Consider the following 21643-nt stretch of genomic DNA (forward strand, 5'->3'; position numbering starts at 1 on the left):
GTTGATATGCTGGACGTATAAAAATCAACACCCGGGAGATCGAATGGAATTGCTGCACCGCTTGTCCATCCGGCACAAGCTTCTTCTCAGCATGGGCTTGACCCTTCTGCTGTTCATCATCATTTCCTCCACCCTCAGTATCATGAAGACCAGCCAGGCGGCGCGCGAGCGTGTGCTGCGGCAGGAACTTCCGGCCCAGGTAGCAGCCATCCGCAATGACGTGCTGCGCCAGATCGCCACGCCGCTGGCGGTATCGCAAACCCTGGCCAACAACACCTTCCTGCACGCCTGGGAAGAAGCTGGCGTGCCGGAGGAAGGCGTGGCCGCCTGGACGGCCGAGGCGAAAAACCTCAAAGCCAAGAACAATGCTGCCACTGTGTTCTGGGTATCGCGTGCAACCGGCAAGTACTTTACCGACAAGGGCTATGACCGCACGCTGAACGAAAAGGCCGCCAGCGACCAGTGGTTCTACGGGTTCCTGTCCGGCAGTTCGGCCTATCAGCTCGACATCGACAAGGACGTCAGCGCCGACACTTATATGTTGTTCATCAATACCCGCGTGCAGACCGCTGGCGGCAAGCAGGCCGTGGCTGGCCTTGGCCTTTCCGTCAATGCGCTGGCGGAAGCGGTGCGCAACTACAAGCTTGGCCAGTCCGGCTACGTCTTCCTGGTGCGCGCCAACGGCACGGTGCTGATTCACCGCGATCCGAAAACGGTCGATGGCAAGCACCAGTTGGCGGAAATGAACGGCATGACTCCCGCCCTGGCCAAGCGCCTGTTGGGTGGCGAAGCGTTCGTGGCCGACAGCTTCAAAGGCGCCGAAGGCGAAACGCTGGTGGCATCGTCCTTCATCCCCGAATTGAACGCCTACCTGATTGCGCAAGTGCCGGAAGCCGAAGTGCTGGTCGGCATCGCACGCGGCGCCGCAATGACCTCGCTGATCGCAGCCATCATCGGCGGCGGCATCGGCTTACTGGCGATCTTCGTCATTGCGCGTGCAATCGCGTCACCGGTAGCGCAGGCAGCCGAACTGCTGGAAGACATCGCCAGCGGCGGCGGCGACCTGACGCGCCGCATGCCGGTACAGTCGAAGGACGAACTGGGTGCATTGGCAGCGGCCTTCAACAAGTTTGTGGAGTCGCTTAACGGCACCATCCTGAGCGTGCGAGACAGCAGCCGCGCCATCGGTGCCGCAACGGGCGATATCGCCAGCGGCAATATGGATTTGTCGGCCCGCACCGAAGCGCAAGCCTCGAACCTGGAAGAAACCGCAGCGGCGATGGAAGAACTGACGTCCACCGTTCATAACAACACCGCCAACGCGGAGCAGGCCAACAAGCTGGTGGCGGGTACCGCCGAATCGGCCAAACGCGGCGGCGACGTGGTGGGGCAGGTGGTCCAGAAGATGGCATCGATCACCGCCAGTTCGAACAAGATTTCCGACATCATCGGCGTGATCGACGGCATTGCGTTCCAAACCAATATCCTGGCGCTGAATGCGGCCGTTGAAGCAGCGCGCGCCGGCGAGCAGGGCCGCGGCTTCGCCGTCGTCGCCAGCGAAGTGCGCAACCTGGCCCAGCGCAGCGCCGCAGCGGCCAAGGAGATCAAGGAGCTGATCACCGAATCCGTGCAGCAGGTGGCCGATGGCGGCAAACTGGCCGATTCCGCCGGGGCCGCAATGCATGACATCGTCAAGTCGGTGCAGAACGTGGCGAGCCTGATGCAGGAAATCGCCAGCGCGAGCCAGGAGCAAAGCCTGGGCATCGACCAGGTCAACCAGGCTGTCACACAGATGGACAACACCACGCAGCAGAACGCCGCGCTGGTGGAGGAAGCCGCCGCCGCCGCACAATCGCTCAGCGAACAGGCTGCTCGATTGGAAGAAGTGGTAGGGTTGTTCAAGCTCGACGCCACCCCGAAATTACGCTAACAGGAGGACGCATGACCCGATTCATACCGCTGGTGCGCACCGCCGCCGTTGTCTCCCTCGCGCTAGGCGCCGCCCAGCCGGCACTCGCGCTGGACTGGATGGACAACTCGATCGGCTACCGCTTCGGCACCAAGTTCGCCGAGCCGTACAACGACCAGGACATCCGCAAGAGCGTGATCAACCTGACCCACGCCAGCGGCTACCAATACGGCAGCAATTACATGAACCTGGACATCCTGAAGTCCGACAGCAAGGACGATAGCGCGACCGAAACCTATCTGCTGTACCGCCACACGCTCGATATCGGCAAGCTGTCCGGCAAGGAATTCAAAGGCGCCGGCATGCGCGGCCTGGGCTTCACCGCGGGTTTCGACTGGAACCACAAGAACGACAAAGGCTACGCCTCGCGCAAGCAAATGCTGGTGATGGGGCCGACGCTGATGGTCGACGTGCCGGGCTTCCTGAATATCAGCCTGCTGGCGCTATGGGAAAGCAATGAGCCGATCGGCGTCTCCAAGCGCTATCACTACGACACGCATGCCATGCTGAACGCAGCCTGGGGCATCCCGCTGGGCAGCGGCTGGTCTTTCGAAGGGTATATGAACTACATCGGCGAAAAGGGCCGCAATGAGTTCGGTGGGCCAACCGCGCCGGAGACCAACATCGACATGCAGGTGATGTATGACTTCAGCGCCGCGGCGGGGCTGAAACCGGGCAAGCTGAAGGCCGGCTTTGAGTATCAGTACTGGCGCAACAAGTTCGGCAACCCATCCAATGTACCGGGTAGCTTGGCCCAGACCCCTATGGTCCGCGCTGAATACCACTTCTAAACTGTAGTAGTCCAGATCTGATCGTACAGTAAGGCCTTGCCAAGGTTGGGGTTACCCGGTTTGATAGAGGTGCGAATCTTTTATTAAACTAGCGTGAAAACGCAAGGAGTAACCCCATGCGTAGCTTTCCTCAGAACGTCATTAAATACAAGGTCGGCCTGCCAAATTGGCGACTGAATTTGGCAACGTGTCCCGTGCCTCTAAGGTGCTGTGATTTTCCCGCGATACGCTTTACCGCTATCAGTCGGCCGTCGATTCGGGCGGAGTGGATGCCCTGATTCATGCCGATCGTAGAAAGCCCAACATTAAGAACCGGTGGACGAGGCCACCTGCGTGCGCGCAGAGTGTTCATCTCGCCGTCCGGCGTGCGTTCGATCCGGATGCGCCACGATTTGGCGTCATTCAAGAAGCGGTTGCTAGCCCTTGAGCGCCACGTAGCCAAGACCGGTGAGGTGCTTACTGAAGTTCAGGTGACGGCCTTAGAGCGCAAGCAGGCGACCTGGATAAGCTGCGCAACCTGTTCGACGCGACATCGCAGCGCTGGAAATAAACGTTGGGCTTCCGCAATCAATGACACTGCGGCAAGGGCAACTTTGCTACGGACACAACCCGACGCGCGAACGCGTGCCTCAAAGAACCGCGACTGTTTCGAGTCAAGAGTTTAGTCCCGGTGACGGTGGAACTGCGAAGTCAATGTGGTGGAAATCTCGGAATTGACTGGGAGCTATTCGCTCATGTTTCCAGCGCGCATGAGACGTTCGAGTTCAGCTTCTATCGAAATCTGCGCAATTGCAAGTCGGCAATGAGCGTTATCGAGCATCTGGAAAAAATTCTGGAAAACGCGAGCATCCATTTTCCGATGGTTTTCAATGGTGCGCTCGATGTTTTCGTCAACCTGGCGAACAATCGACCTGAGGCGGATTACATCCCCAATCACGTGCGCATTGCCAATTTTCGTGAATAGGAATAGTCGAATATTCGGCCCTGACCTCGGAAATGCCATGAATGTCGTACTTCCAACGATGCTCCGCCAGGTCAGAGAATGTTGCGCGATTCCATTCAAAACGTTTGATGAGGTGATAGAGCCTTCTGTTGCCCACATCGATGATCGCAACAACTGCCTCAACCATTTGGTTTTGATTTGCGCGACGGGTAAGTTCATCAAGTCGCCTACCGTCTTGGACGGCGCCTATGGCCTGCGCCCAGCCGGACGCCTCAGAGGACCACAGCGGGGTAAGGCGAATCACCATTACGGCAGCCAAAAGGCCGAACATAACTATTGCACCCAAAAGCGCAATTTCTAGGAGTTTGGTGAGGCGTTTCATCGGTTGCCTGGTTGTATGTTGAAATATTAGCATGATGCGTGGCGTATCCCTCAAGCTCTGCAGCAAGCTTATGAAGCTCAACGCTTCTGTGCATCGAGCGCACGTTTCTACACGGCGAAGCCAAACTGGCGCCGTGTCGTGGCCTTTTTAATTGTCGCAGCCTTAGACCAATCCAGCCCTGAAGCAGCACAGAAATGGAGCCTCGCGGTCTTGAAAATTTTGGCCGCAAACCCGAAATAGTCTGCCTTGTTATGTGTTCTAAAGGAGGGAATATGGAACATAAAGAGGCTTTGTTAGACAGCCTGGCGGAGCTGCGGACCGCGCATGACAAGGCCAGCCGGGCAATGGCGGAAATTGCCGCCACCGGAGCGCGTGCGCTAAAGGGCTCAGGCAACCTGCCGTCGCCGAGCCAGTTGCGAAGTTACGCCCAGGCGCTGGCGCAGGCGCAACGGCATCTCGATCGTTGCCTGGAGCTGATGCAGGGCAGGCCCGCGATGGGGATGGCCCCTGAGGTGGCAACCGGACGTTCTTACGCCCATTGACACGCCGCCGGGAGGACTTTGCCATGCATATTTTCGATGCTGTGTCTGAGCAAATCTCCGCGATGGGTTTGCCGCTGTTTGCGGTCAGCGCCACGCGCGCCAACTGGCCTGATACGCCCTTGCTGTTATTTCTCCACTGGCACGGCTTCCGGCGGGCTACGCCTTTGCATCTGGAGGGAGTGGACTTGCCAGCCCGCGCTGTACCGAGTTCCGCCCTGCAGTTCGATGGCCCCTGGGCCAGCAGCGTGGCAGCAGAGGAAGCCTTGTTGGACGTGGCCTGGCGACTGGGAGCCTGGCAATTGGAGCGCTTGCAGCAGCGGGCCTGCAACACGGCTGGAGCTCCCGCCAGCGAGGCCTACGCTTGCCGCCAGGCTTTTGGAGACAACGTTGCAGGCTACCCGGATGAGCCGGTGTTGGGAGACCTTGATGCGCGCCTGGAGCAGATGGACCTTGCGGCACGCAAGGGCTACCAGCAATGGCTTTTCCAACCGATTAAGGGTGGCCTGTGGGAGGGCATTGGTCCAGCGGACGAGAGCCTGGCTCCGGACGGTGGGCGGCCTTCGGATTGCCCGGTACGGCCGGTGCCGCCGACTGATGACAAGCGCGTCGTGTACCAATTGGGCCTCCATGATCGGCTTATCCTGCCTTGAAACATTTTGTTACAAACTCGCCTGCGGCGGAGATCTTGAAAATGCAGAAGCGAAAACATATTTCCGACGACGCTGAAGTCTGGCTCCAGCGTCGTCTGGACCGATTCACTTTGTAAATGATCTGACACCATTTGGAGATTGAGACATGAAAATTCGTCCCCTCTATGACCGGGTTATTGTTAAGCGAATTGAAAAACAACGCCAAACAGCATCCGGCATCGTGATTCCTGATTCCGCTACTGAAAAGCCCGAGCAAGGCGAGGTGCTGGCGGTCGGCCATGGCCGCGCCCTCGCTGACGGCAGCGTGCGTCCATTGGCGGTGAAGGTCGGCGACGCGGTTTTGTTCGGTAAGTATGCCGGGCAGACCGTCAAGCTTGACGGCGAAGAATTGCTGGTCATGCGCGAGGAAGACATTCTTGGCGTGATCGAGCATGCTGCCACCAACGCCAAAGCCGCCTGATTCCAGAACGTTTTAGGGAGATAAGATCATGACTGCTAAAGACGTCCAATTCAACGAAGATGCACGCGCCCGTATCGTCAAGGGCGTGAATGTGCTGGCCAACGCTGTGAAGGTCACGCTGGGTCCGAAAGGCCGCAATGTGCTGATCGATCGAAGCTTCGGTGCACCGACCATCACCAAGGACGGGGTGTCGGTCGCCAAGGAAATCGAACTCAAGGATCGCCTGGAAAACATGGGCGCACAGGTGGTCAAGCAGGTGGCGTCGAAGACCGCTGATGTGGCGGGCGACGGCACCACCACCGCCACTGTGCTTGCCCAAGCCATCGTCCAGGAAGGCATGAAGTATGTGGCCGCCGGCATGAACCCTATGGATTTAAAGCGCGGTATCGACCAGGCTGTTGCCGCTGCCATTGCGGAACTGAAGGCCATCTCGCGCCCGATCGCTACCAGCAAGGAAATCGCCCAGGTGGGCGCCATCTCTGCCAATTCCGACAATGCCATCGGCGACATCATCGCGCAAGCGATGGAGAAGGTGGGCAAGGAAGGCGTGATCACCGTCGAGGATGGCAAATCGCTGGAAAACGAGCTGGATGTGGTGGAAGGCATGCAGTTCGACCGCGGTTACCTGAGCCCTTACTTCATCAACGATCCGGAAAAGCAGCTCGCGCGACTGGAAGACCCGATGGTGCTGTTGTACGACAAAAAGATCAGCAATATCCGCGAGCTACTGCCCGTCCTGGAGCAATCGGCCAAGGCTGGCAAGCCTCTCTTCATCGTGGCGGAAGACGTGGAAGGTGAAGCGCTGGCGACCCTGGTGGTTAATTCGGTGCGCGGTATCCTGAAGGTGGCCGCCGTCAAGGCTCCTGGCTTTGGCGACCGCCGCAAAGCGATGCTGGAGGATATCGCCGTGCTGACCGGTGCCACCGTAATTTCGGAAGAAACCGGGCTCACGCTGGAAAAGGCCACCCTGGAACACCTGGGCAGCGCCAAGCGTATCGAGGTGCAGAAGGAAGCCACCACGATCATCGACGGCGCCGGCGAGCAGCAGCGAATCGATGCACGCGTTGCGTCCATCCAGGCCCAGATTACGCAGGCTACCAGCGACTACGACAAGGAAAAGCTGCAGGAACGCGTCGCCAAGCTGGCCGGTGGTGTTGCCGTCATCAAGGTCGGAGCAGCCACCGAAGTGGAAATGAAGGAGAAGCGCGATCGCGTGGACGATGCGCTGCACGCAACCCGCGCTGCCGTTGAAGAAGGGATTGTGCCGGGTGGCGGAGTAGCGCTGCTGCGTGCGCGTGCGGCTATCGCTCAACTGAAAGGTGCCAATGCCGACCAGCATGCAGGTGTGCAGATCGTGCTGCGCGCTTTGGAGGCTCCGCTGCGGGTGATCGTAGCCAATGCCGGTGAAGAGCCTTCGGTTGTAGTGGCAAAGGTCGCCGAGAGCAAGGGCAACTTCGGTTATAACGCTGCCACCGGCGAGTACGTGGACATGGTGGAAAACGGCGTGATCGACCCTACCAAGGTGACTCGTACCGCGTTGCAGAACGCAGCCTCTATCGCTGGCCTGCTGCTGACCACTGAGGCGACTGTGTCTGATACGGATACTGCATCTGAGGAAAAGAACGCACTGCCAGCCTGACAGTAATGCATGCTGCGTGGTTATGGGCGGCCGATCTCTTGTGGGGCGGCCGCCCTTTTTTCGCGTCAGTTCTCTTCGCGCCAGCGGCGCAACCAGATCGCGGCAGCAATCATGGCCACGCCTGCCGCAACACCAACCCACAGCGTCGGACTGGCCAGCGAGCCGTATGCCTGGCCGAAGAACTGGCCGATCTGCTGCGCCGGGTCATTCTGCATGCCTGGCGCATGTTTCATCGCATCGCGTGCCGATTCGTCGAAGATGAACCACGCACCTGGCAGCACGCTGCCCAGCAGGCGCAGCACCACTTGCGAGAAGAACCATTCGATGTGGATGCCCAACTTGAAGGCGTAGTTGGCCCAGGCCAGCAGCGCTCCGCTCATCAGCGGTGCACCGACGGCCCACAGGAACACTTTGCTGCGCGCCCAGCTCGACACCATCAACAGCCAGCCCACGGTCGGCAGTGCCCACAGCACGTAGATCGGGATCATCGACAGCATGCGGAACGGCGACAGCCACAGGTTGGTGGAGGAGAGCAGGTCGCCGAACACGTTCAGGCCGTGGAAGCTGAGGGCGAGGGACGCCATCAGGATGATGGCAAGCGAGGCCACGAAGCCGATGATGGCCACGATCAGCGGCGCTGCCACGGTTGCAACCGCCACTTTGGACAGCACGGTGGTGGTGTCCGACACCGGCAGCGATTTCCAGAACAGGATGCTGCGGTCGCGGCGGTCGTCGTACAGGGCGCCCAGGCAGTAGAAGAAGATCACGAAGCCCATCAGGATGTACAGTGGCGTGGCCATCATCGGGAAGGCTGCGCCGAGAGCGTTGGCCAGTTCGTGCCGTTCTACCGCTGTCATGCTATGGAAGCGCTCCAGGCTGTCGCCGTTCAAGTGTATTTCCATATTGTTGCCGATGATGAGCATCACGGCGGTGAAGGCCACCATCAGGCCAGAGATAATGGCAGGGGCCCAGAACAGCATGCCCTTGTTTTCCCAGTACTCGCGCTGCATCAGCCATTTCATGGTTTTCATTGATATTCTCCTTGCATGCTGGCCACGAACAGGTCGGCCACGCTAGGGGTACGGGTTTCGCCAAACGTTTCAAGCTGCTTGCGCGAGACGCCGTCGAACAGCATGACTGCCTTGCCGAATACCGTGCGCTGGTGCAGCGGCTGCAGGGCGCTGGCGGCGGTCATGTACTCAGGTTGCACCATCACTTCGGTGTAGCGGTCGCCGATTTCGTCCATCGAGGCGGCGAGGGTGATCTTGCCGTCGCGGATGAACATCAGGTCGGTCAGGATGTTTTCGACTTCTTCGATCTGGTGCGTGGTAATCAGGATGGTCTTGTTCTCGTCGAAGTAGTCTTCCAGCAGCTGGTGGTAGAACTGCTTGCGGTACAGGATGTCCAGGCCCAGGGTCGGTTCGTCCAGTACCAGCAGCTTGGCGTCGATTGCCATCACCAGCGCCAGGTGCAGTTGCACGATCATGCCCTTGGACATGGCCTTGACCTTCATGTCCGGCGACAGCTTGGTACTGGCGATGTACTTCTCGGCGCGTTCGCGGTTGAAGCGCGGGTGGATGCCTTCGCAGAAGCTGATGGCGTCCTTCACTTTCAGCCAGCGCGGAAGGATGGCGACGTCGGCGATGAAGCAGACATCCTTCATCAGTTCATCGCGCTGCTGGCGCGGGTCCAGGCCCAGCACATTCAGTTCGCCTTCGAAGCGGGACAGGCCGAGGATGGCTTTCAGGGTGGTGGTTTTACCGGAGCCGTTTGGGCCGATCAGCCCGACGATGCGGCCAGAGTTGATTTCGAAGCTGGCATCGTCCAGCGCCTTGGTGGTGCCGAAACTTTTGCTCAGGTGTTTAGCGGTGATGATCGCTGTCATGCCGGGGCTCCTTGTGGCGGCACATTCGTGGCGCGCAGCAGTTGTTCAATGTCCAGGCCCAGGCGTCGGATGCGTTCGACCATTGCGGGCCATTCTTCGCGGATGAAGCGTTCGCGTTCAGTGGACAGCAGTTTATCAACAGCGCCTTCGGTAACGTACATTCCTAATCCCCTTCTTTTTTCCACCAAGGTTTCGTCGACCAGCTCCTGATAGGCGCGGGAGACGGTAATCGGGTTCAATTGGTAATCGGCTGCAACCTGGCGCACCGAGGGCAGGGCGTCGCCGGGCTTGAGCAGGCCGTCCAGCATCATGCCGACAACCCGCTCCTTCAACTGCAGGTAGATCGGACGGTTTTCATTCCACATACATCGTTTCCTCCAGTGTTGGTGATTTAATGGACTGGTGTTGTAGTGAACTATAACACTGAAACTGCTCTTTGCAAGTGGTTTTTTCGCAATGGCGGACTATGATCAATCGTGGAGTACCCCTTTTAGAGGAGATTGCCATGCCCAGAATTACGCCTCGCGCCCTGGCTGCTGTCTTTGCTGCAGCCGCTTTTGGGTGCCTGATTCCTGTTTCCGCAATGCATCTCGGCGATGAGATGAAGTGGGGCGATGGCCCGCCTACGCTGCCTAAAGGCGCCAAAGCTGCAGTGCTGCAAGGCGATCCCGGCAAGCCAGGGCCTTTTGTGCTCCGGCTGCACGCCCAGTCGGGCTACAAGGTGCCGCCGCATATGCATTCCATGACGGAGAATGTCACCGTGATCAAGGGCACACTGATGCTGGGCATGGGGGACAAGCTGGACGAAAAGACGGCCAAGGCTCATCATGCGGGTGACTTTGTGGCTATTCCAGCCAAGACCAACCATTACGCGATCATGAAGGGCGAGACTATCGTGCAGATTCACGGCGAGGGACCGTTCGACATTACGTATGTGAACCCTGATGATGATCCGATGAAGGCCAAGAAATAGCATGTGGCAGTGGGTGCGCGCGCATTTGAGCGGCTATTGGCCGGTCTATCGGCTGGGCCTTGCCGGGATGGTGTGCATCGTGGTGCTGTGGGGGGCTTTCATGCTGGTTCAGCAGAATCTCGAATCAATCGGCCTGGGCGCAGTCGATCCGAAGATCTTTGCCTTGGTCGGGATGTTTTCTGTCTTTGCTTGCTACGGCCATTTTGCGAAGCGGATCATCCGGGAGGTGAAGAAAAAACAGGGGCGCGTGGAGTAAGCAGGGCGTGGAGCTGCCTTGCCTGCCTGACCTGTGTGCCGGACATTGTATTGTCGAAAATGACTAATGAGTTGCCGCGCTGGTTGCGCAGCCAGGCGGCGACTTGATCCAGGCGCTCGGGTTCGTAGATTGAACGATAGATCAGCGGGCTGCCGTGCAGGCGAACGTAGGCTGCGTCGTCGCGCGTCGCCACAAATGGCCCAGGCTCGCCGGCCGGCGGGTCGGCCACTACCCGGGTCACTCCCATCTTGCGCAGCATTGAGGTCGCCTCGTCGCCGAACCATGTGCCGTGGCGCGCCTCGCAGGCCAGCAGCACACGCTTCCCGCTGCCAAGGCGCTCGCTAAGGCCTGCGAACAGGGCGCTCGCTGCGGCCGGGTCGAAACGAAGACTGGGCGGTGTCTGCACCAGAATCCAGCCCAGCTTTTCGCGCAGCGCGCCTGTCTCGGCCGCGAAGCGGTCCAGGTCCGCGCCGATATCCTGCAAGCGCTTTTCATGCGTGATGGACTTCGGCAGTTTGACGGCGAAACGGAAGCCTGGCGGAACGCTGTCGGCCCACCGCGCATAAGTCTCCGGCTTGTGCGGGCGATAGAAGGACGAGTTGATCTCGACTGCATCAAACAGCGCCGCGTAACGCGCCAGGTTGCTGCCAAAGCCGGCCGGCGGAAACAAGTCCGCATCGGCGCGCGGCAAAGCCCATCCAGCGATACCAATGGTTACAGGTTGCATATGCGATCCCCGCTATCATGGCTGCGACTATGACACAGGAGCCTCAAATGACCCCACACAGACGCCTTGCCACCCGCGCCATCGCCGCTGCCGTGTTAGTTGCTGGCGGCGGCTCGGCTGTGCTGTTGTCCGGCTGCGCAAGCTTTGCCGGCCCGCGCGATTACGAAGTCCCGCTGGCCCGGCTGCAACGCAATATCGACCAGCGCTTCCCGCTTGAGCATCGTGCGCTGGCGGTATTCGAGCTGCGCCTGGAGCAACCGCGGCTTTCCACGCTGTCCAATGACCGCATCGCGCTTGCTGCCATGCTGACGGTCTCGTCGCCGCTGATGCGGCAGCAGTTCACCGGCAGCCTGTCGCTGTCGGGCCGCTTGAACATCGACCAGTCGCGCAATGCCGTCATGCTGGCTGACGCGCGCGTGGAGGAATTCACGCTGGACGGGCTGGATGAGCGCACGCAGCGCCAGGTCGCCGGTGCCGCGCGGCTGTTGGCCGATAACCTGGCGCGCGAGACGCCGATTTACACCTGGCGTCCGGATGAGCTGCGATACGCCGGCGTGCAGTTCGTGCCGACTGCCATCCGCACCTCAGCAAGCGGTCTCAGTATTCACCTGGAACCCTTGCGTGATGGTCGTCTATAATCGAAACTTCAACTATTAGGAGAGAGAGAAATGCCGGTTTTCGGTCTGGGTCTGCATATTTTGGTCGCCATCTTTTTTGCCGTGCACGCGGTGCGCCGCGGGCGGGAGCTGTATTGGCTGCTGATCCTGTTCTCTTTCCCGCTGTTGGGCAGCCTGGTGTATTTCTTTGCCGTGTACTTGCCGAGCTCGCGCCTGGAACACGGTGCGCGCAAAGCCGTTGCCGCTGCGGGCCGCATGCTCGACCCGGGCCGCGAATTGCGCGAAGCCCGCGATGCTTTTAACTTCACGCCGACCGCGCAGAACCAGATGCGTCTTGCTGCTGCTCTGCTGGAAGCGGGTGAGGCGGCCGAAGCGGCCACCACCTACGAAGCTTGCCTGCAGGGTGCTTTCGGCTCGGACCTGGAGATCCGCCTCGGCGCGGCGCGGGCCAACCTGGCAGTCGGCGCGCACGACAAGACCATCCAGCACCTGGAGTTTATCCGCCGCACCGACGCGAATTACCGCGCCGAGCAGTGCAGCCTGCTACTGGCAAAGGCGTTTGCCGCTGCGAACCGAAATGATGAAGCCCGTGCGGAGTTTGAAAATGCCGTCGACCGCTTCGGCAGTTTCGATGCGCGTGCGGAGTTTGCCATCTGGGCGGCGGGCATGCGCGAGTACCAGCTCGCCAAGCGCCTGCAGAGCGAACTGCAACATACGATGGACCGCTGGAACCGGCATACGGCGTCAATGAACGACGCCACGGTGCGGCGTTTGAATGCCGCGTTCGCGCAAGTGCCGCGAAGCTGAAAATGAAAGGAGCATCAGAATGCATAGCCCGGTCCTGATGTTCCAGTCGTCCCGCTTCGAAATCGTTGCGGATGAGGACAAACTGACCAATCCCGGTATCTATGGCATGCGTTTGGCCGAGTGGATGGCCAATGAACTGCCCACGCATGGCTATCATGCGCTCGGCGAGGTGATTCCCGAGGATTTCGCGTGGTGTGTGCCGGTGGCGGCGGATGACTGCGAGCTGTACGTCGCTTGCACCAGCGCGGAAGAGGGCTGGCAGGCGTATGTCTTCGCCGATTGCGGCTTGATGGAGCGGCTGGCCGGCCGCGACCCGCGCGCGACGGTGGTGGCGGAACTGTACACGGCAGTGCGGTCGATTCTTGAAGATGCGCCGGGCATCAGCTACCTGCATACCCAATGACTAAACCAGGAACGGCAGAGGCCGTGTCACACTTGGGGTGTGACCCCAGGGGGGGACACGAGCTGGGCAGTAATCGGCTTTCGCGGCATTTTCTGACTGAGGCTTATAACAATGGCTGGGCTAACCATCGGCTGTTGAGGGCTTGCGCGCAGCTGTCGCTGGAGGATTTCGTTGCGCGGCGGACGGGTTTTTTTCCGTCGATTAAGGCTACGCTCAATCATATCCTTACCGTGGATTGGTTTTATATCGATGCGCTGGAGCGAGAGAGCCGCAGTTTGCCGCCGCATCCTGACTACCGCGGCGAGTTTTTTGCGGTGGAGCAGCCGTTTGATACTTGTGCGGCGCTTTGGGAGGCGCAGCGTGCTTCAGACCAGCGCCTGATCGCGTATTGCCAATCCTTGTGCGACGAGGGGCTAGGCCGGCTTGTCGTCATCGACCGGGGCGAGGGCGTTCTGCAGCGCGATACCCGCCAGCGCTTGCTGGCCCATGTTTTCGGCCACCAGATCCATCATCGCGGGCAGGTGCATGCCATGCTGTCTTCCACGCCCGTCGCGCCGCCGCAACTGGATGAATTCTTCGCGGCGGGCGAGGCGCCGCTGCGGGCGCAGGACTTCAGGGAGTTGGGCTGGTCGGAAGAGGAAATCTGGCCACCAAACTTATCCTGAATCAAGGAATTTGCCCCGGCATTCAGGGATAGTCAGGCTCAGTTTTAACCTGAGCAGGACTATCCATGAATGCAAACGAAAAAATGTTCGGCAACCCCATGCCGCCCCAGGAAATCTCGCTGGACGTGCTGCGCGAAAAATACGCGAAGGGGGATGAGCAGGACATCATCGACGTCCGCCGCCGCGTAGCGCGCGCACTTGCCGCGCTGGAGGCGCCGGAGCTGCGCGACGGCCTCGAAGAGAAATTCCTGTGGGCGCAGGAGAATGGCTTTGTACCTGCCGGGCGGATCAATTCCGCCGTCGGCCTGGGCCTGAAGGCTACCTTGATGAATTGCTTCGTGCAGCCGGTGGGCGATTCGGTGACCGGGGAGGACGATGGCCTGCCCGGCATTTACACGGCCGTCGCGGAAGCGGCGGAGACCATGCGCCGCGGTGGCGGCGTGGGTTACGATTTCAGCGCTATCCGCCCGGCAGGGGCGAAGGTGAAGGGCACGCAATCGCGGGCTTCCGGGCCGGTGTCGTATATGGAGGTATTCGACGCTTCCTGCAAGACCGTGGAGTCTGCGGGGGCGCGCCGTGGTGCGCAAATGGGCGTGCTGCGCATCGACCATCCCGATATCGAGCGCTTCATCGCCGCCAAGGATGATGGCAGCTTCCGCAACTTCAACCTGTCGATCGGTGTGACCGATGGCTTCATGCGGGCGCTGGCTTCCGATTCCGGGTTTGAACTGGTGCATAAGGTCGAACCGGGTGATGAGGACCTGGCTGCCGGTGCGCGCCAGCGCGAGGATGGCCTGTGGGTCTATCGCCGCGTGCCGGCGCGCGAACTGTGGGACAAGGTGATGACTTCCACCTACGATCACGCCGAACCGGGTGTGCTGTTCGTGGACCGCATCAATGCCGAGAACAACCTGTATTACTGCGAAACCCTGCGCGCCACCAATCCTTGCGGTGAGCAGCCGCTGCCTGGATATGGCTGCTGCGACCTGGGCTCGCTGAACCTGACCTGTTTTGTGCAGCACCCGTTCACCGAACGCGCTTCGTTCAACTATGAGGCGATGCGCCAGGTGGCTGGCGTCGCAGTGCGCATGCTGGACCTGGCGCTGGATGCGACCCAGTGGCCTTTGCCGCAGCAGGCCGACGAGGGCGCAGCCAAGCGCCGCATCGGCCTTGGCTTCCTTGGCCTTGGCAGCGCGCTGGTGATGCTGGGCATGCGCTATGACTCCGAGAGCGGCCGTTCGATGGCGGCCAGCATAGCGGAGGCCTTGCGCGATGCGGCCTATTCCGCTTCGGTGGCGCTGGCGCAGGAGAAGGGGGCTTTCCCGTTCTTCGACAGGGAGCAGTACCTGGAAGGGGCTTTCGTGCGCCGCTTGCCGAATGCCTTGCGTGAGGCGATTGCCGAGCATGGCATCCGCAATTCGCACCTGCTGTCGATTGCGCCGACCGGCACGATTACCCTGGCGTTTGCGGATAACGCTTCCAACGGCATCGAGCCTGCGTTTTCCTGGGTCTACCAGCGCCGCAAGCGCATGCCGGATGGCTCGTCTCGCTCTTACGAGGTGGCGGACCACGCGTGGCGCCTGTATCGCCACATGGGCTTCGAGATGGGGCAGTTGCCGCAGCAGTTCGTCACGGCGCTGGATATGGCGGCGCTGGACCATGTGAGCATGATGGAGGCCGTGCAGCCTTTCGTCGATACGGCGATCTCGAAGACGGTGAATGTGCCGGAAGATTATCCGTATGAGGATTTCAAGGACCTGTACACCGAGGCTTGGGTGGCGGGGCTGAAAGGACTGGCTACCTTCCGTCCGAACTCTGTGACGGGCAGCGTCCTGAGCGTGGCGCCTGAAACGGCGGCTGCGGCTTCCGTCGTGCCGGTGCTGCGTGATGACGATCCTTTACGCAAGCGGTTTGACGGGCGTCCACTGGGTGAGCTGGAGTCGGTGACCTCTAAAGTTGAATATTGGACGCAGGAGGGCAAGAAGTCGGCTTACCTGACTGTGAGCTTCATTACTGTGGATGGCACGCTGGATGGGACGCCGGTGCGGATTGAACGGCCGTTTGAGTTCTTCATGCCGGCGAATCAGCGCAGTGATGGGCAGCAGTGGATTACTTCGTCCATGCGACTGCTGTCGATGGCGGCTCGGGCCGGGAGTTCGATTGCCAAGGCGCTGGCGGATATGCGCGAAGTGGCCTGGGAGAAGGGGCCGGTGCGCTGTGGGCTGTTGACGCGCGAGGATGGGGTGCAGGTGCCGGTTTATCACGACTCGGAGGTGGCGGCGATTGCGTTTACCTTGCAGCGGATTTTGATACGGCGGGGGTTCCTGGATGCGTATGGCAATCAGGTGCCGGTGCCGCAATTGGCGGTGCGGTGTGCGTCGACGGGGCATGTGGCGCCGGAGGTAATGGCCGCGCCATCGCAGTCGGCGGGTAAATGCCCGGAGTGCGGGGCGAGGGCGCTTCACAAAGTTGATGGCTGCACTCGATGCGTTGAGTGTCATTACATGGGCGGATGTGGCTGAAAACCGGTAAACCAGGGGCAGACCGTGTCTGCGGCACGAACCATAACCACTGGCTTCGAAACCGTTGGTGTCTGACCGTGCGGGTCAGACACCGGTTTACCGGTTTTTGCTTAAGCTGCGTCAAGGACGAAAAAACTACCCCTCCCTAAACTTCCTCCCACACCAACCCCGAGGAGGACTTACAAATGCATCATTCTTTCCAACTTGCTTCCACCCTGGACGCCGCCAACGTCACCCGCGTGCTTGACCTGCTGCGCACCGTCCCTGGCATCCGCGGCGTACACGCGCCAGCCGGCGCTGCCCACGTTGAAGTGGTCTTCGACGACTCCCTGACCAGCGTCCACCACCTGGGCAAGCTGCTGGAAGAACACGGCTACCCACCTGTTGCGCCACAACAGCGCAGCCACACCTGCTGCGGCGGTTGCGGCGGCCATTAAGCAAGACTTGACCTGGATCATGTGAGCTGCCCGAGTGGCGGCTGTATTCTGGCGAAAAACATACATTTGAAACACCACAAAAGGAGCTATCATGCACGCCACTAAGAAGTTATGGACGTGGCTCGCCATTATCTGCCTGCTATCGTTTTCGGTACTGGGCTGGGTGGGCCGCGAAATTTACCTGAAAGCGCCTCCAATAGCGCAAGTCGTCGACGACACCGGTTCGGTGCTGTACACGGCTGACCAGGTCAAATACGGCCAGAGCGCCTGGCTGTCCGCAGGCGGCCAGCAACTGGGCACCGTCTGGGGCCACGGCTCCTACCTGGCGCCTGACTGGTCTGCCGACTGGCTGCACCGCGAGGCAGTCGCGCTGCAAGACCTGTTCGCACGCAAGAACTTCAACAAGGACTACGCCCAGCTCGAAGCCGGCGCGAAAGCCCACGTTGATGCACTGGTGAAAACCGAACTGCGCACCAACACCTATAGCGCCGACACCAATGAAGTGAAACTGTCGGCCATCCGCGCTGAAGCGGTTCGCACCGTGGCAAACCACTATGCTGGCCTGTTCGGCAACGCCGAGCAGTACGACAAGTTGCGCGAACAATACGCGATGGCGCCTAACTCGCTGCCCGAAGCGACCGACCGCGCTGCGCTGACCGGCTTCTTCTTCTGGTCTTCGTGGGCTGCCGCTGCCGACCGTCCAGGCGAAGTTGGCCTGAGCTACACCAGCAACTGGCCGCATGAACCGCTGATCGACAATACCCCGACCGCCGGTGCCGGCATCTGGTCGATCGCTTCGATCATCCTGATGATCGGCGCCATCGCCGGCATGCTGTTCTTCCACTCGCTGCACAAGGAAGAAGACGATCCTGTACCACCGAAGAACGATCCGCTGTTCTCGCTGAAGGCCACGCCTTCGATGAAGGCCACCAAGAAGTACTTCCTGGTCGTGATCGGCCTGATCCTGGCGCAAGTCGGCATGGGCGTCATCACCGCGCACTTTGCGGTGGAAGGTTCGAGCTTCTTCGGCATCCCGCTGGCCAATGTGCTGCCGTTCACCGTCAGCCGTACCATCCACACCCAGTTCGCCGTGCTGTGGATCGCTACCGCCTGGCTGGCTACCGGCCTGTATATCGCTCCTGCGATCTCGGGCGCGGAACCGAAGTTCCAGAAGCTGGGCACCGACGTGCTGTTCTATGCGCTGCTGTTCATCGTAGTCGGTTCGACCGCGACCGGCTGGCTGGGCACCCTGCAGCACAAGGGCGTCGACTTCTCGTTCTGGCTGGGTAACCAGGGCCTCGAGTTCACCTCGATGGGCCGCGTATGGCAAATCCTGCTGTTCATCGGCTTGTTGTTCTGGGCCTTCCTGCTCGGCCGCGGCCTGTGGCCAGCGCTGAAGAAACCATCGGAAAGCCGCGGCATCATCGCCATGGTGTTCCTGGCTGCACTGTGCATTGGCGGCTTCTACGCTACTTCCCTGACCTGGGGCAAGGGCACCCACTACTCGATGATCGAGTACTGGCGCTGGTGGCTGGTCCACCTGTGGGTGGAAGGCTTCTTCGAAGTGTTTGCCACCGCTGTTATCGCGCTGCTGTTCACCCGCCTGGGCCTGATCCGCGCCGCTTCGGCAAATAGCGCCATCATCCTGGAAACCATCGTGTTCCTGTTCGGCGGCATCCTGGGTACCCTGCACCACCTGTACTTCACCGGTACGCCAACGTCCGTGATCGCTATCGGCGCCATGTTCTCGGCCCTGGAAGTGGTTCCGCTGTCGCTGATCGGCATGGAAGCCTATCGTAACTACAAGCGTTCGCAATCCGCTCCTTGGGTTGGCGCTTACAAGTGGGCCATCCTGTGCTTCATCGCCGTAGGCTTCTGGAATACCGTGGGCGCTGGCCTGCTGGGCTTCTCGATCAACACTCCGATTGCGCTGTACTACATGCAAGGCCTGAACATGACCGCTGCACACGGCCACGCTGCACTGTTTGGCGTGTACGGCATGCTGGGTATCGGCTTGATGCTGTTCTGCCTGCGCGGCCTGGTTGACCGCTTCGCGTGGTCGGACAAGCTGCTGGCATCGATGTTCTGGTGCCTGAATATCGGCCTGGCCATGATGGTGTTCATCTCCCTGGTCCCTGCCGGCATCTACCAAGCTGCCGCCGCGATCACCAAGGGCATGTGGTACGCCCGCTCGCCGGAAGTGGTTCACTCCACCTTCATGGAAACCGCGGTCTGGCTGCGCGTTCCTGGCGACATCGTGTTTGCGATTGGCTGCCTGTTCCTCGCCCTGTTCGCCCTGCGCCTGATCGGCAAGGCGAAGAAGGAAGAGACCGTGGCAGAAGGCGTGGCGCTGGAGAACTAAGCAATGCGCCTCACGGGCCATACCGACTATGCCTTGCGCCTGCTGATGTACCTGGGCCGGCAGCAGGGCAGGTTGGTGACCGTGCAGGAGATCGCCAAGGCACACGGCATCTCCGAACATCACCTGCGCAAGGTGGCTCACCGGCTCGGCCAGGCCGGGCTGGTAGCCACCTGGCGCGGACGGGCCGGTGGCCTGCGCCTGGCGCAGCCGCCGGCTTCGATTTCGGTGGGCGCCGTGGTGCGCCTGGCCGAAGCCGACTTTACGATCGTTGAATGTTTTAACGCCACGCGCAATACCTGCCAGTTGGCCGGCGCCTGCCGGCTGCAGGCGGGATTGCACAAGGCGACCGAGGCTTACCTCGGTCATCTCGACCGCCAGACCCTGGCGGACCTCATCTGAAGGAACCATCATGAGTGCGCCTGAAATTTTGCTGGAGCTGTGCGGCATGGTGCCGCCTGAACCGATGGAGCGCGTATTGGAAGCGCTCGACCTGCTGCAACCCGGCCAGCATATCCGCATGGTCATCGACCGCGAACCGGTCCCCCTGTATCGCATCCTCGAGAAGAATGGCTACAAGCATGCCACGTCGATGCGCGACGACTATATCTACGAAATCCTGATTGCCCACGCCGACTGATGCAACGCAAGCTGGCTTTCGAGCATACGCCCGGGCTGGCGCTGCCGCTGCGATTCCTGCTGGCGGCGCCGTGGTTCGGCGCATTGGCCGGCCTGCTGCTGGTCTGGCAGGGCGCCGAAGCGATGAGCACGCGTTGGGCGCCGGCCACCCTGGCCGTGACCCATTTGCTGACACTCGGTTTTCTGGGCATGGCCATGGCGGGATCGCTGCTGCAGATGGTGCCGGTGGTTGCCGGCGTCGAGCTGCACTGGGCGCGCCGGCTCGGCCCCGTGATCTGGGCTGCCCTGGCCGGCGGCGCATTGCTGCTGGCGGCGGGCTTCCTGCATGGCCTGCCCTGGTGCCTGCGCGCGGCCGGCATCCTGCTGGCCGGCGCCTTTATCCTTCTTGTTGCCGTTCTGGCACGGGCGCTGGCGCAGCGCTCTGCACCGAATGCGCTGCCCGTTGTCGCGGGCATGCGCCAGGCGGTGGTGGCATTGGCCTGCGCTGTGGCGATCGGCGTGACGCTGGCGGCCTTCCTGGTCGGCGCCGTGCGCCTGCGGGTGATGGAATGGACCAATGTACACGCCGCCTGGGCGCTGGTGGGCTGGGTCGGCGTGCTGGTGGTGTCGGTGGTGTTCCAGGTGGTGCCGATGTTCCAGTCCACCCAGTTATTCCCGCGCCAGCTGGCCTTCACGCTGCCGCCGCTATGCCTTGGCGGCCTGGCGCTGTGGACCGTTGGCTACCTGCTAAACCAGCCGTGGCAATGGATCGGGGCGGGCCTGGTGAGCGTTTGCCTGGCGCTGTTTGCGGTCTACACGCTGGTGCTGCTGTTGCGCCGCAAGCGCGCGGCTGACGTATCGACCTGGTATTGGTGGCTGTCGCTCGGCTCGCTGCTGGCCAGCGTCGCCGTGTTCCTCTGCCCGCGCGGCGTGGACAAGGCACTGGTGCTCGGCGTGATGTTTATCGGCGGCTTTGCCATGTCGGCAGTGAACGGCATGCTGTACAAGATCGTGCCATTCCTGTTGTGGTACCACGGCCAGCACGCCGGCTGCGACGTGCCGGGCGTGCGTCAGTTGATGCCTGACAGCGAACCGCGCGTGCAATTCGCCTGGCATGCTGCCAGCGTGGCGATGCTGCTTGCCGCTGCCATCGCACCCGGCTGGCTTGCCCAGGCGGCGGGTGCGGTATTGGCAGTTTCCTGCATGCGCCTGGGTTTCGACCTGGCGCTGGCTGCGATCAGCCTTCGTAAGCTCGCAAACGAGCAGAATCAAGAATCTTGATCAGGCGGCCGTTCACGGCAATCATGCCCTGGTCGGCCAGCTCGTGCAGCACGCGCGAGAAGTATTCCGGAGTGAGGTTCAGGCGCGACGCCAGCAGCTTCTTGCTGACGGCCAGCGTGATCTCCGAACCGTCGCCCGCATCATCATCCTTCAACAGATAGCCGATAATGCGCTGGCTGCCTGAGCGCAGCGAGTAGGCTTCCACGTCCGAAATCAGCCCGTGCAGGCGGCGGCTCATGCCGGCCAGCATGCGGCGCGCGAACTGCGCATTGCGCGCCAGTTCGGCGAACACGGTGTGCTTGGAAATGTGGAGCAGCATGCAATCGCTGACTGCGTGGGCGGTGACGATATACGGCTTTTCCATGAACATTAGCGCTTCACCGAAGCTGTGGCCCGGGCCGATGATCTCGACGATCTTCTCGTTGCCCTGGGCCGAAAGGAAGCTGAGTTTGACCTGGCCGAAAATGACCATGTGGAAGCCGAGGCATGGATCGCCGCGCTGGAAGACTGCGCTGCCGCGCGGGATGTGGTGTTCGGTGGTGCCGGCAGCCACCAGCGTCAGCTCCTCCGGCGACAGGTCTGCGAACAGGGGCAGTCGCTTGAGGAACTCGCGGGGGTCGATTTTGGGGCTTGGCATTTGGTTCTCCTGAAATGGCAAAAGGACCCGCGGTGCGGGTCCTGTCCTGGTTAAGGTAATGTCGGTGTTAATCCTGCGGA

The 21643-nt window shown here is 60.9% G+C and carries 24 protein-coding genes; 18 read left to right on the forward strand and 6 right to left on the reverse strand.

From position 1 onward, the window contains the following. Positions 1-43: 43 nt before the first annotated feature. Together ASD58_RS04925 and ASD58_RS04930 are read left to right on the forward strand one after the other, a co-directional pair. On the forward strand, positions 44-1930 hold the full coding sequence (locus tag ASD58_RS04925) for a methyl-accepting chemotaxis protein (RefSeq protein WP_057259997.1): 1887 nt from the start codon (positions 44-46) through the stop codon (positions 1928-1930). Positions 1931-1941: 11 nt separating this feature from the next. After that, positions 1942-2760: a hypothetical protein gene (locus ASD58_RS04930; protein WP_057259998.1), complete on the forward strand. Its 819-nt coding sequence runs from the start codon at positions 1942-1944 to the stop codon at positions 2758-2760. Between the two features lie 890 nt (positions 2761-3650). Here ASD58_RS04930 and ASD58_RS31090 read toward each other — a convergent pair. Continuing rightward, complete coding sequence (locus tag ASD58_RS31090; RefSeq protein ID WP_156401165.1) at positions 3651-4085, reverse strand: hypothetical protein; 435 nt, start codon at positions 4083-4085, stop codon at positions 3651-3653. A gap of 272 nt (positions 4086-4357) precedes the next feature. Between ASD58_RS31090 and ASD58_RS04945 the strand changes: the two genes are divergently transcribed. The 4 genes from ASD58_RS04945 to groL all read left to right on the forward strand — a co-directional run bounded on the left by ASD58_RS04945 (position 4358) and on the right by groL (position 7376). After that, positions 4358-4627, forward strand: a complete 270-nt coding sequence (locus ASD58_RS04945; RefSeq protein ID WP_057260001.1) for a hypothetical protein — start codon at positions 4358-4360, stop codon at positions 4625-4627. A gap of 23 nt (positions 4628-4650) precedes the next feature. Continuing rightward, positions 4651-5277: a hypothetical protein gene (locus ASD58_RS04950; protein ID WP_057260144.1), complete on the forward strand. Its 627-nt coding sequence runs from the start codon at positions 4651-4653 to the stop codon at positions 5275-5277. A 145-nt stretch (positions 5278-5422) separates the two neighbouring features. Then, the gene (locus ASD58_RS04955; RefSeq protein ID WP_057260002.1) at positions 5423-5737 is read left to right on the forward strand and encodes a co-chaperone GroES; all 315 of its coding nucleotides are present in this window, start codon (positions 5423-5425) and stop codon (positions 5735-5737) included. A 28-nt stretch (positions 5738-5765) separates the two neighbouring features. Beyond that, positions 5766-7376, forward strand: coding sequence for a chaperonin GroEL (gene groL / locus ASD58_RS04960; protein ID WP_057260003.1), 1611 nt, complete (start codon positions 5766-5768; stop codon positions 7374-7376). A gap of 65 nt (positions 7377-7441) precedes the next feature. On the opposite strand, the gene ASD58_RS04965 is transcribed toward groL, so the two are convergent. From ASD58_RS04965 to ASD58_RS04975, 3 genes are read right to left on the reverse strand one after another with little or no spacing between them, the layout of a single operon-like run. Next, positions 7442-8407 carry a hypothetical protein gene (locus ASD58_RS04965; RefSeq protein WP_057260004.1) on the reverse strand — a complete coding sequence of 322 codons (966 nt, stop codon included), beginning with the start codon at positions 8405-8407 and terminating at the stop codon, positions 7442-7444. Continuing rightward, positions 8404-9261: an ABC transporter ATP-binding protein gene (locus tag ASD58_RS04970; RefSeq protein WP_057260005.1), complete on the reverse strand. Its 858-nt coding sequence runs from the start codon at positions 9259-9261 to the stop codon at positions 8404-8406. Before ASD58_RS04970 ends, ASD58_RS04965 begins: the two co-directional genes overlap by 4 nt. Beyond that, positions 9258-9626, reverse strand: a complete 369-nt coding sequence (locus ASD58_RS04975; RefSeq protein ID WP_057260006.1) for a GntR family transcriptional regulator — start codon at positions 9624-9626, stop codon at positions 9258-9260. Before ASD58_RS04975 ends, ASD58_RS04970 begins: the two co-directional genes overlap by 4 nt. A gap of 140 nt (positions 9627-9766) precedes the next feature. Between ASD58_RS04975 and ASD58_RS04980 the strand changes: the two genes are divergently transcribed. Further along, complete coding sequence (locus tag ASD58_RS04980; protein ID WP_057260007.1) at positions 9767-10234, forward strand: cupin domain-containing protein; 468 nt, start codon at positions 9767-9769, stop codon at positions 10232-10234. A gap of 1 nt (position 10235) precedes the next feature. Continuing rightward, positions 10236-10490, forward strand: coding sequence for a hypothetical protein (locus tag ASD58_RS04985; protein ID WP_057260008.1), 255 nt, complete (start codon positions 10236-10238; stop codon positions 10488-10490). Here ASD58_RS04985 and ASD58_RS04990 read toward each other — a convergent pair. Continuing rightward, positions 10450-11217, reverse strand: coding sequence for a DUF72 domain-containing protein (locus tag ASD58_RS04990; protein ID WP_057260009.1), 768 nt, complete (start codon positions 11215-11217; stop codon positions 10450-10452). The genes ASD58_RS04985 and ASD58_RS04990 overlap by 41 nt on opposite strands. Before the next feature lie 47 nt (positions 11218-11264). Here ASD58_RS04990 and ASD58_RS04995 point away from each other — a divergent pair, with 47 nt between their 5' ends. The 10 genes from ASD58_RS04995 (at position 11265) to ASD58_RS05040 (ending at position 20926) form a co-directional block, all read left to right on the forward strand. Beyond that, the gene (locus ASD58_RS04995; RefSeq protein ID WP_082565232.1) at positions 11265-11855 is read left to right on the forward strand and encodes a DUF1439 domain-containing protein; all 591 of its coding nucleotides are present in this window, start codon (positions 11265-11267) and stop codon (positions 11853-11855) included. A 30-nt stretch (positions 11856-11885) separates the two neighbouring features. After that, the gene (locus tag ASD58_RS05000; RefSeq protein WP_057260010.1) at positions 11886-12641 is read left to right on the forward strand and encodes a hypothetical protein; all 756 of its coding nucleotides are present in this window, start codon (positions 11886-11888) and stop codon (positions 12639-12641) included. Positions 12642-12660: 19 nt separating this feature from the next. Further along, the gene (locus tag ASD58_RS05005; protein ID WP_057260011.1) at positions 12661-13044 is read left to right on the forward strand and encodes a hypothetical protein; all 384 of its coding nucleotides are present in this window, start codon (positions 12661-12663) and stop codon (positions 13042-13044) included. Next, positions 13041-13709: a DinB family protein gene (locus tag ASD58_RS05010; RefSeq protein WP_082565233.1), complete on the forward strand. Its 669-nt coding sequence runs from the start codon at positions 13041-13043 to the stop codon at positions 13707-13709. Before ASD58_RS05005 ends, ASD58_RS05010 begins: the two co-directional genes overlap by 4 nt. A 65-nt stretch (positions 13710-13774) precedes the next feature. Next, positions 13775-16231 (forward strand): adenosylcobalamin-dependent ribonucleoside-diphosphate reductase, encoded by a 2457-nt coding sequence (locus ASD58_RS05015; protein WP_057260012.1) that lies wholly within the window; start codon positions 13775-13777, stop codon positions 16229-16231. Between the two features lie 185 nt (positions 16232-16416). Next, a complete protein-coding gene (locus ASD58_RS05020) occupies positions 16417-16668 on the forward strand; it encodes a hypothetical protein (RefSeq protein ID WP_057260013.1) in 252 nt (83 codons plus the stop codon). Positions 16669-16759: 91 nt separating this feature from the next. Then, positions 16760-19030, forward strand: a complete 2271-nt coding sequence (locus ASD58_RS05025; protein ID WP_057260014.1) for a nitric-oxide reductase large subunit — start codon at positions 16760-16762, stop codon at positions 19028-19030. A 3-nt stretch (positions 19031-19033) separates the two neighbouring features. Next, complete coding sequence (locus ASD58_RS05030) at positions 19034-19429, forward strand: Rrf2 family transcriptional regulator (RefSeq protein ID WP_057260015.1); 396 nt, start codon at positions 19034-19036, stop codon at positions 19427-19429. Positions 19430-19439: 10 nt separating this feature from the next. Continuing rightward, complete coding sequence (locus ASD58_RS05035) at positions 19440-19667, forward strand: DUF2249 domain-containing protein (protein ID WP_057260016.1); 228 nt, start codon at positions 19440-19442, stop codon at positions 19665-19667. Next, entirely contained in the window at positions 19667-20926 is a 1260-nt protein-coding gene (locus ASD58_RS05040; protein ID WP_057260017.1) for a hypothetical protein, read from the forward strand. Before ASD58_RS05035 ends, ASD58_RS05040 begins: the two co-directional genes overlap by 1 nt. Here ASD58_RS05040 and ASD58_RS05045 read toward each other — a convergent pair. Then, entirely contained in the window at positions 20883-21563 is a 681-nt protein-coding gene (locus tag ASD58_RS05045; protein WP_057260018.1) for a Crp/Fnr family transcriptional regulator, read from the reverse strand. The two genes, ASD58_RS05040 and ASD58_RS05045, sit on opposite strands and share 44 nt — an antisense overlap. Between the last annotated feature and the right edge of the window lie 80 nt (positions 21564-21643).

The sequence above is a fragment of the Duganella sp. Root1480D1 genome (assembly GCF_001427305.1).
In the GTDB taxonomy this organism is placed as follows: Bacteria; Pseudomonadota; Gammaproteobacteria; order Burkholderiales; family Burkholderiaceae_D; genus Rugamonas.

Bases quoted from the DNA above. Each gene is read 5' to 3' on its own strand.
- ASD58_RS05040 (WP_057260017.1), top strand. From the start codon at position 19,667: ATGCAACGCAAGCTGGCTTTCGAGCATACGCCCGGGCTGGCGCTGCCG.
- ASD58_RS05020 (WP_057260013.1), top strand. From the start codon at position 16,417: ATGCATCATTCTTTCCAACTTGCTTCCACCCTGGACGCCGCCAACGTC.
- ASD58_RS04970 (WP_057260005.1), bottom strand. From the start codon at position 9,261: ATGACAGCGATCATCACCGCTAAACACCTGAGCAAAAGTTTCGGCACC.
- ASD58_RS04990 (WP_057260009.1), bottom strand. From the start codon at position 11,217: ATGCAACCTGTAACCATTGGTATCGCTGGATGGGCTTTGCCGCGCGCC.
- ASD58_RS05030 (WP_057260015.1), top strand. From the start codon at position 19,034: ATGCGCCTCACGGGCCATACCGACTATGCCTTGCGCCTGCTGATGTAC.
- ASD58_RS05035 (WP_057260016.1), top strand. From the start codon at position 19,440: ATGAGTGCGCCTGAAATTTTGCTGGAGCTGTGCGGCATGGTGCCGCCT.
- ASD58_RS04995 (WP_082565232.1), top strand. From the start codon at position 11,265: ATGACCCCACACAGACGCCTTGCCACCCGCGCCATCGCCGCTGCCGTG.
- ASD58_RS05005 (WP_057260011.1), top strand. From the start codon at position 12,661: ATGCATAGCCCGGTCCTGATGTTCCAGTCGTCCCGCTTCGAAATCGTT.
- ASD58_RS05015 (WP_057260012.1), top strand. From the start codon at position 13,775: ATGAATGCAAACGAAAAAATGTTCGGCAACCCCATGCCGCCCCAGGAA.
- ASD58_RS04925 (WP_057259997.1), top strand. From the start codon at position 44: ATGGAATTGCTGCACCGCTTGTCCATCCGGCACAAGCTTCTTCTCAGC.
- ASD58_RS04985 (WP_057260008.1), top strand. From the start codon at position 10,236: ATGTGGCAGTGGGTGCGCGCGCATTTGAGCGGCTATTGGCCGGTCTAT.
- ASD58_RS04980 (WP_057260007.1), top strand. From the start codon at position 9,767: ATGCCCAGAATTACGCCTCGCGCCCTGGCTGCTGTCTTTGCTGCAGCC.
- ASD58_RS04930 (WP_057259998.1), top strand. From the start codon at position 1,942: ATGACCCGATTCATACCGCTGGTGCGCACCGCCGCCGTTGTCTCCCTC.
- ASD58_RS05045 (WP_057260018.1), bottom strand. From the start codon at position 21,563: ATGCCAAGCCCCAAAATCGACCCCCGCGAGTTCCTCAAGCGACTGCCC.
- ASD58_RS05025 (WP_057260014.1), top strand. From the start codon at position 16,760: ATGCACGCCACTAAGAAGTTATGGACGTGGCTCGCCATTATCTGCCTG.
- ASD58_RS04965 (WP_057260004.1), bottom strand. From the start codon at position 8,407: ATGAAAACCATGAAATGGCTGATGCAGCGCGAGTACTGGGAAAACAAG.
- ASD58_RS04975 (WP_057260006.1), bottom strand. From the start codon at position 9,626: ATGTGGAATGAAAACCGTCCGATCTACCTGCAGTTGAAGGAGCGGGTT.
- ASD58_RS04945 (WP_057260001.1), top strand. From the start codon at position 4,358: ATGGAACATAAAGAGGCTTTGTTAGACAGCCTGGCGGAGCTGCGGACC.
- ASD58_RS04955 (WP_057260002.1), top strand. From the start codon at position 5,423: ATGAAAATTCGTCCCCTCTATGACCGGGTTATTGTTAAGCGAATTGAA.
- ASD58_RS05000 (WP_057260010.1), top strand. From the start codon at position 11,886: ATGCCGGTTTTCGGTCTGGGTCTGCATATTTTGGTCGCCATCTTTTTT.
- groL (WP_057260003.1), top strand. From the start codon at position 5,766: ATGACTGCTAAAGACGTCCAATTCAACGAAGATGCACGCGCCCGTATC.
- ASD58_RS05010 (WP_082565233.1), top strand. From the start codon at position 13,041: ATGACTAAACCAGGAACGGCAGAGGCCGTGTCACACTTGGGGTGTGAC.
- ASD58_RS31090 (WP_156401165.1), bottom strand. From the start codon at position 4,085: ATGAAACGCCTCACCAAACTCCTAGAAATTGCGCTTTTGGGTGCAATA.
- ASD58_RS04950 (WP_057260144.1), top strand. From the start codon at position 4,651: ATGCATATTTTCGATGCTGTGTCTGAGCAAATCTCCGCGATGGGTTTG.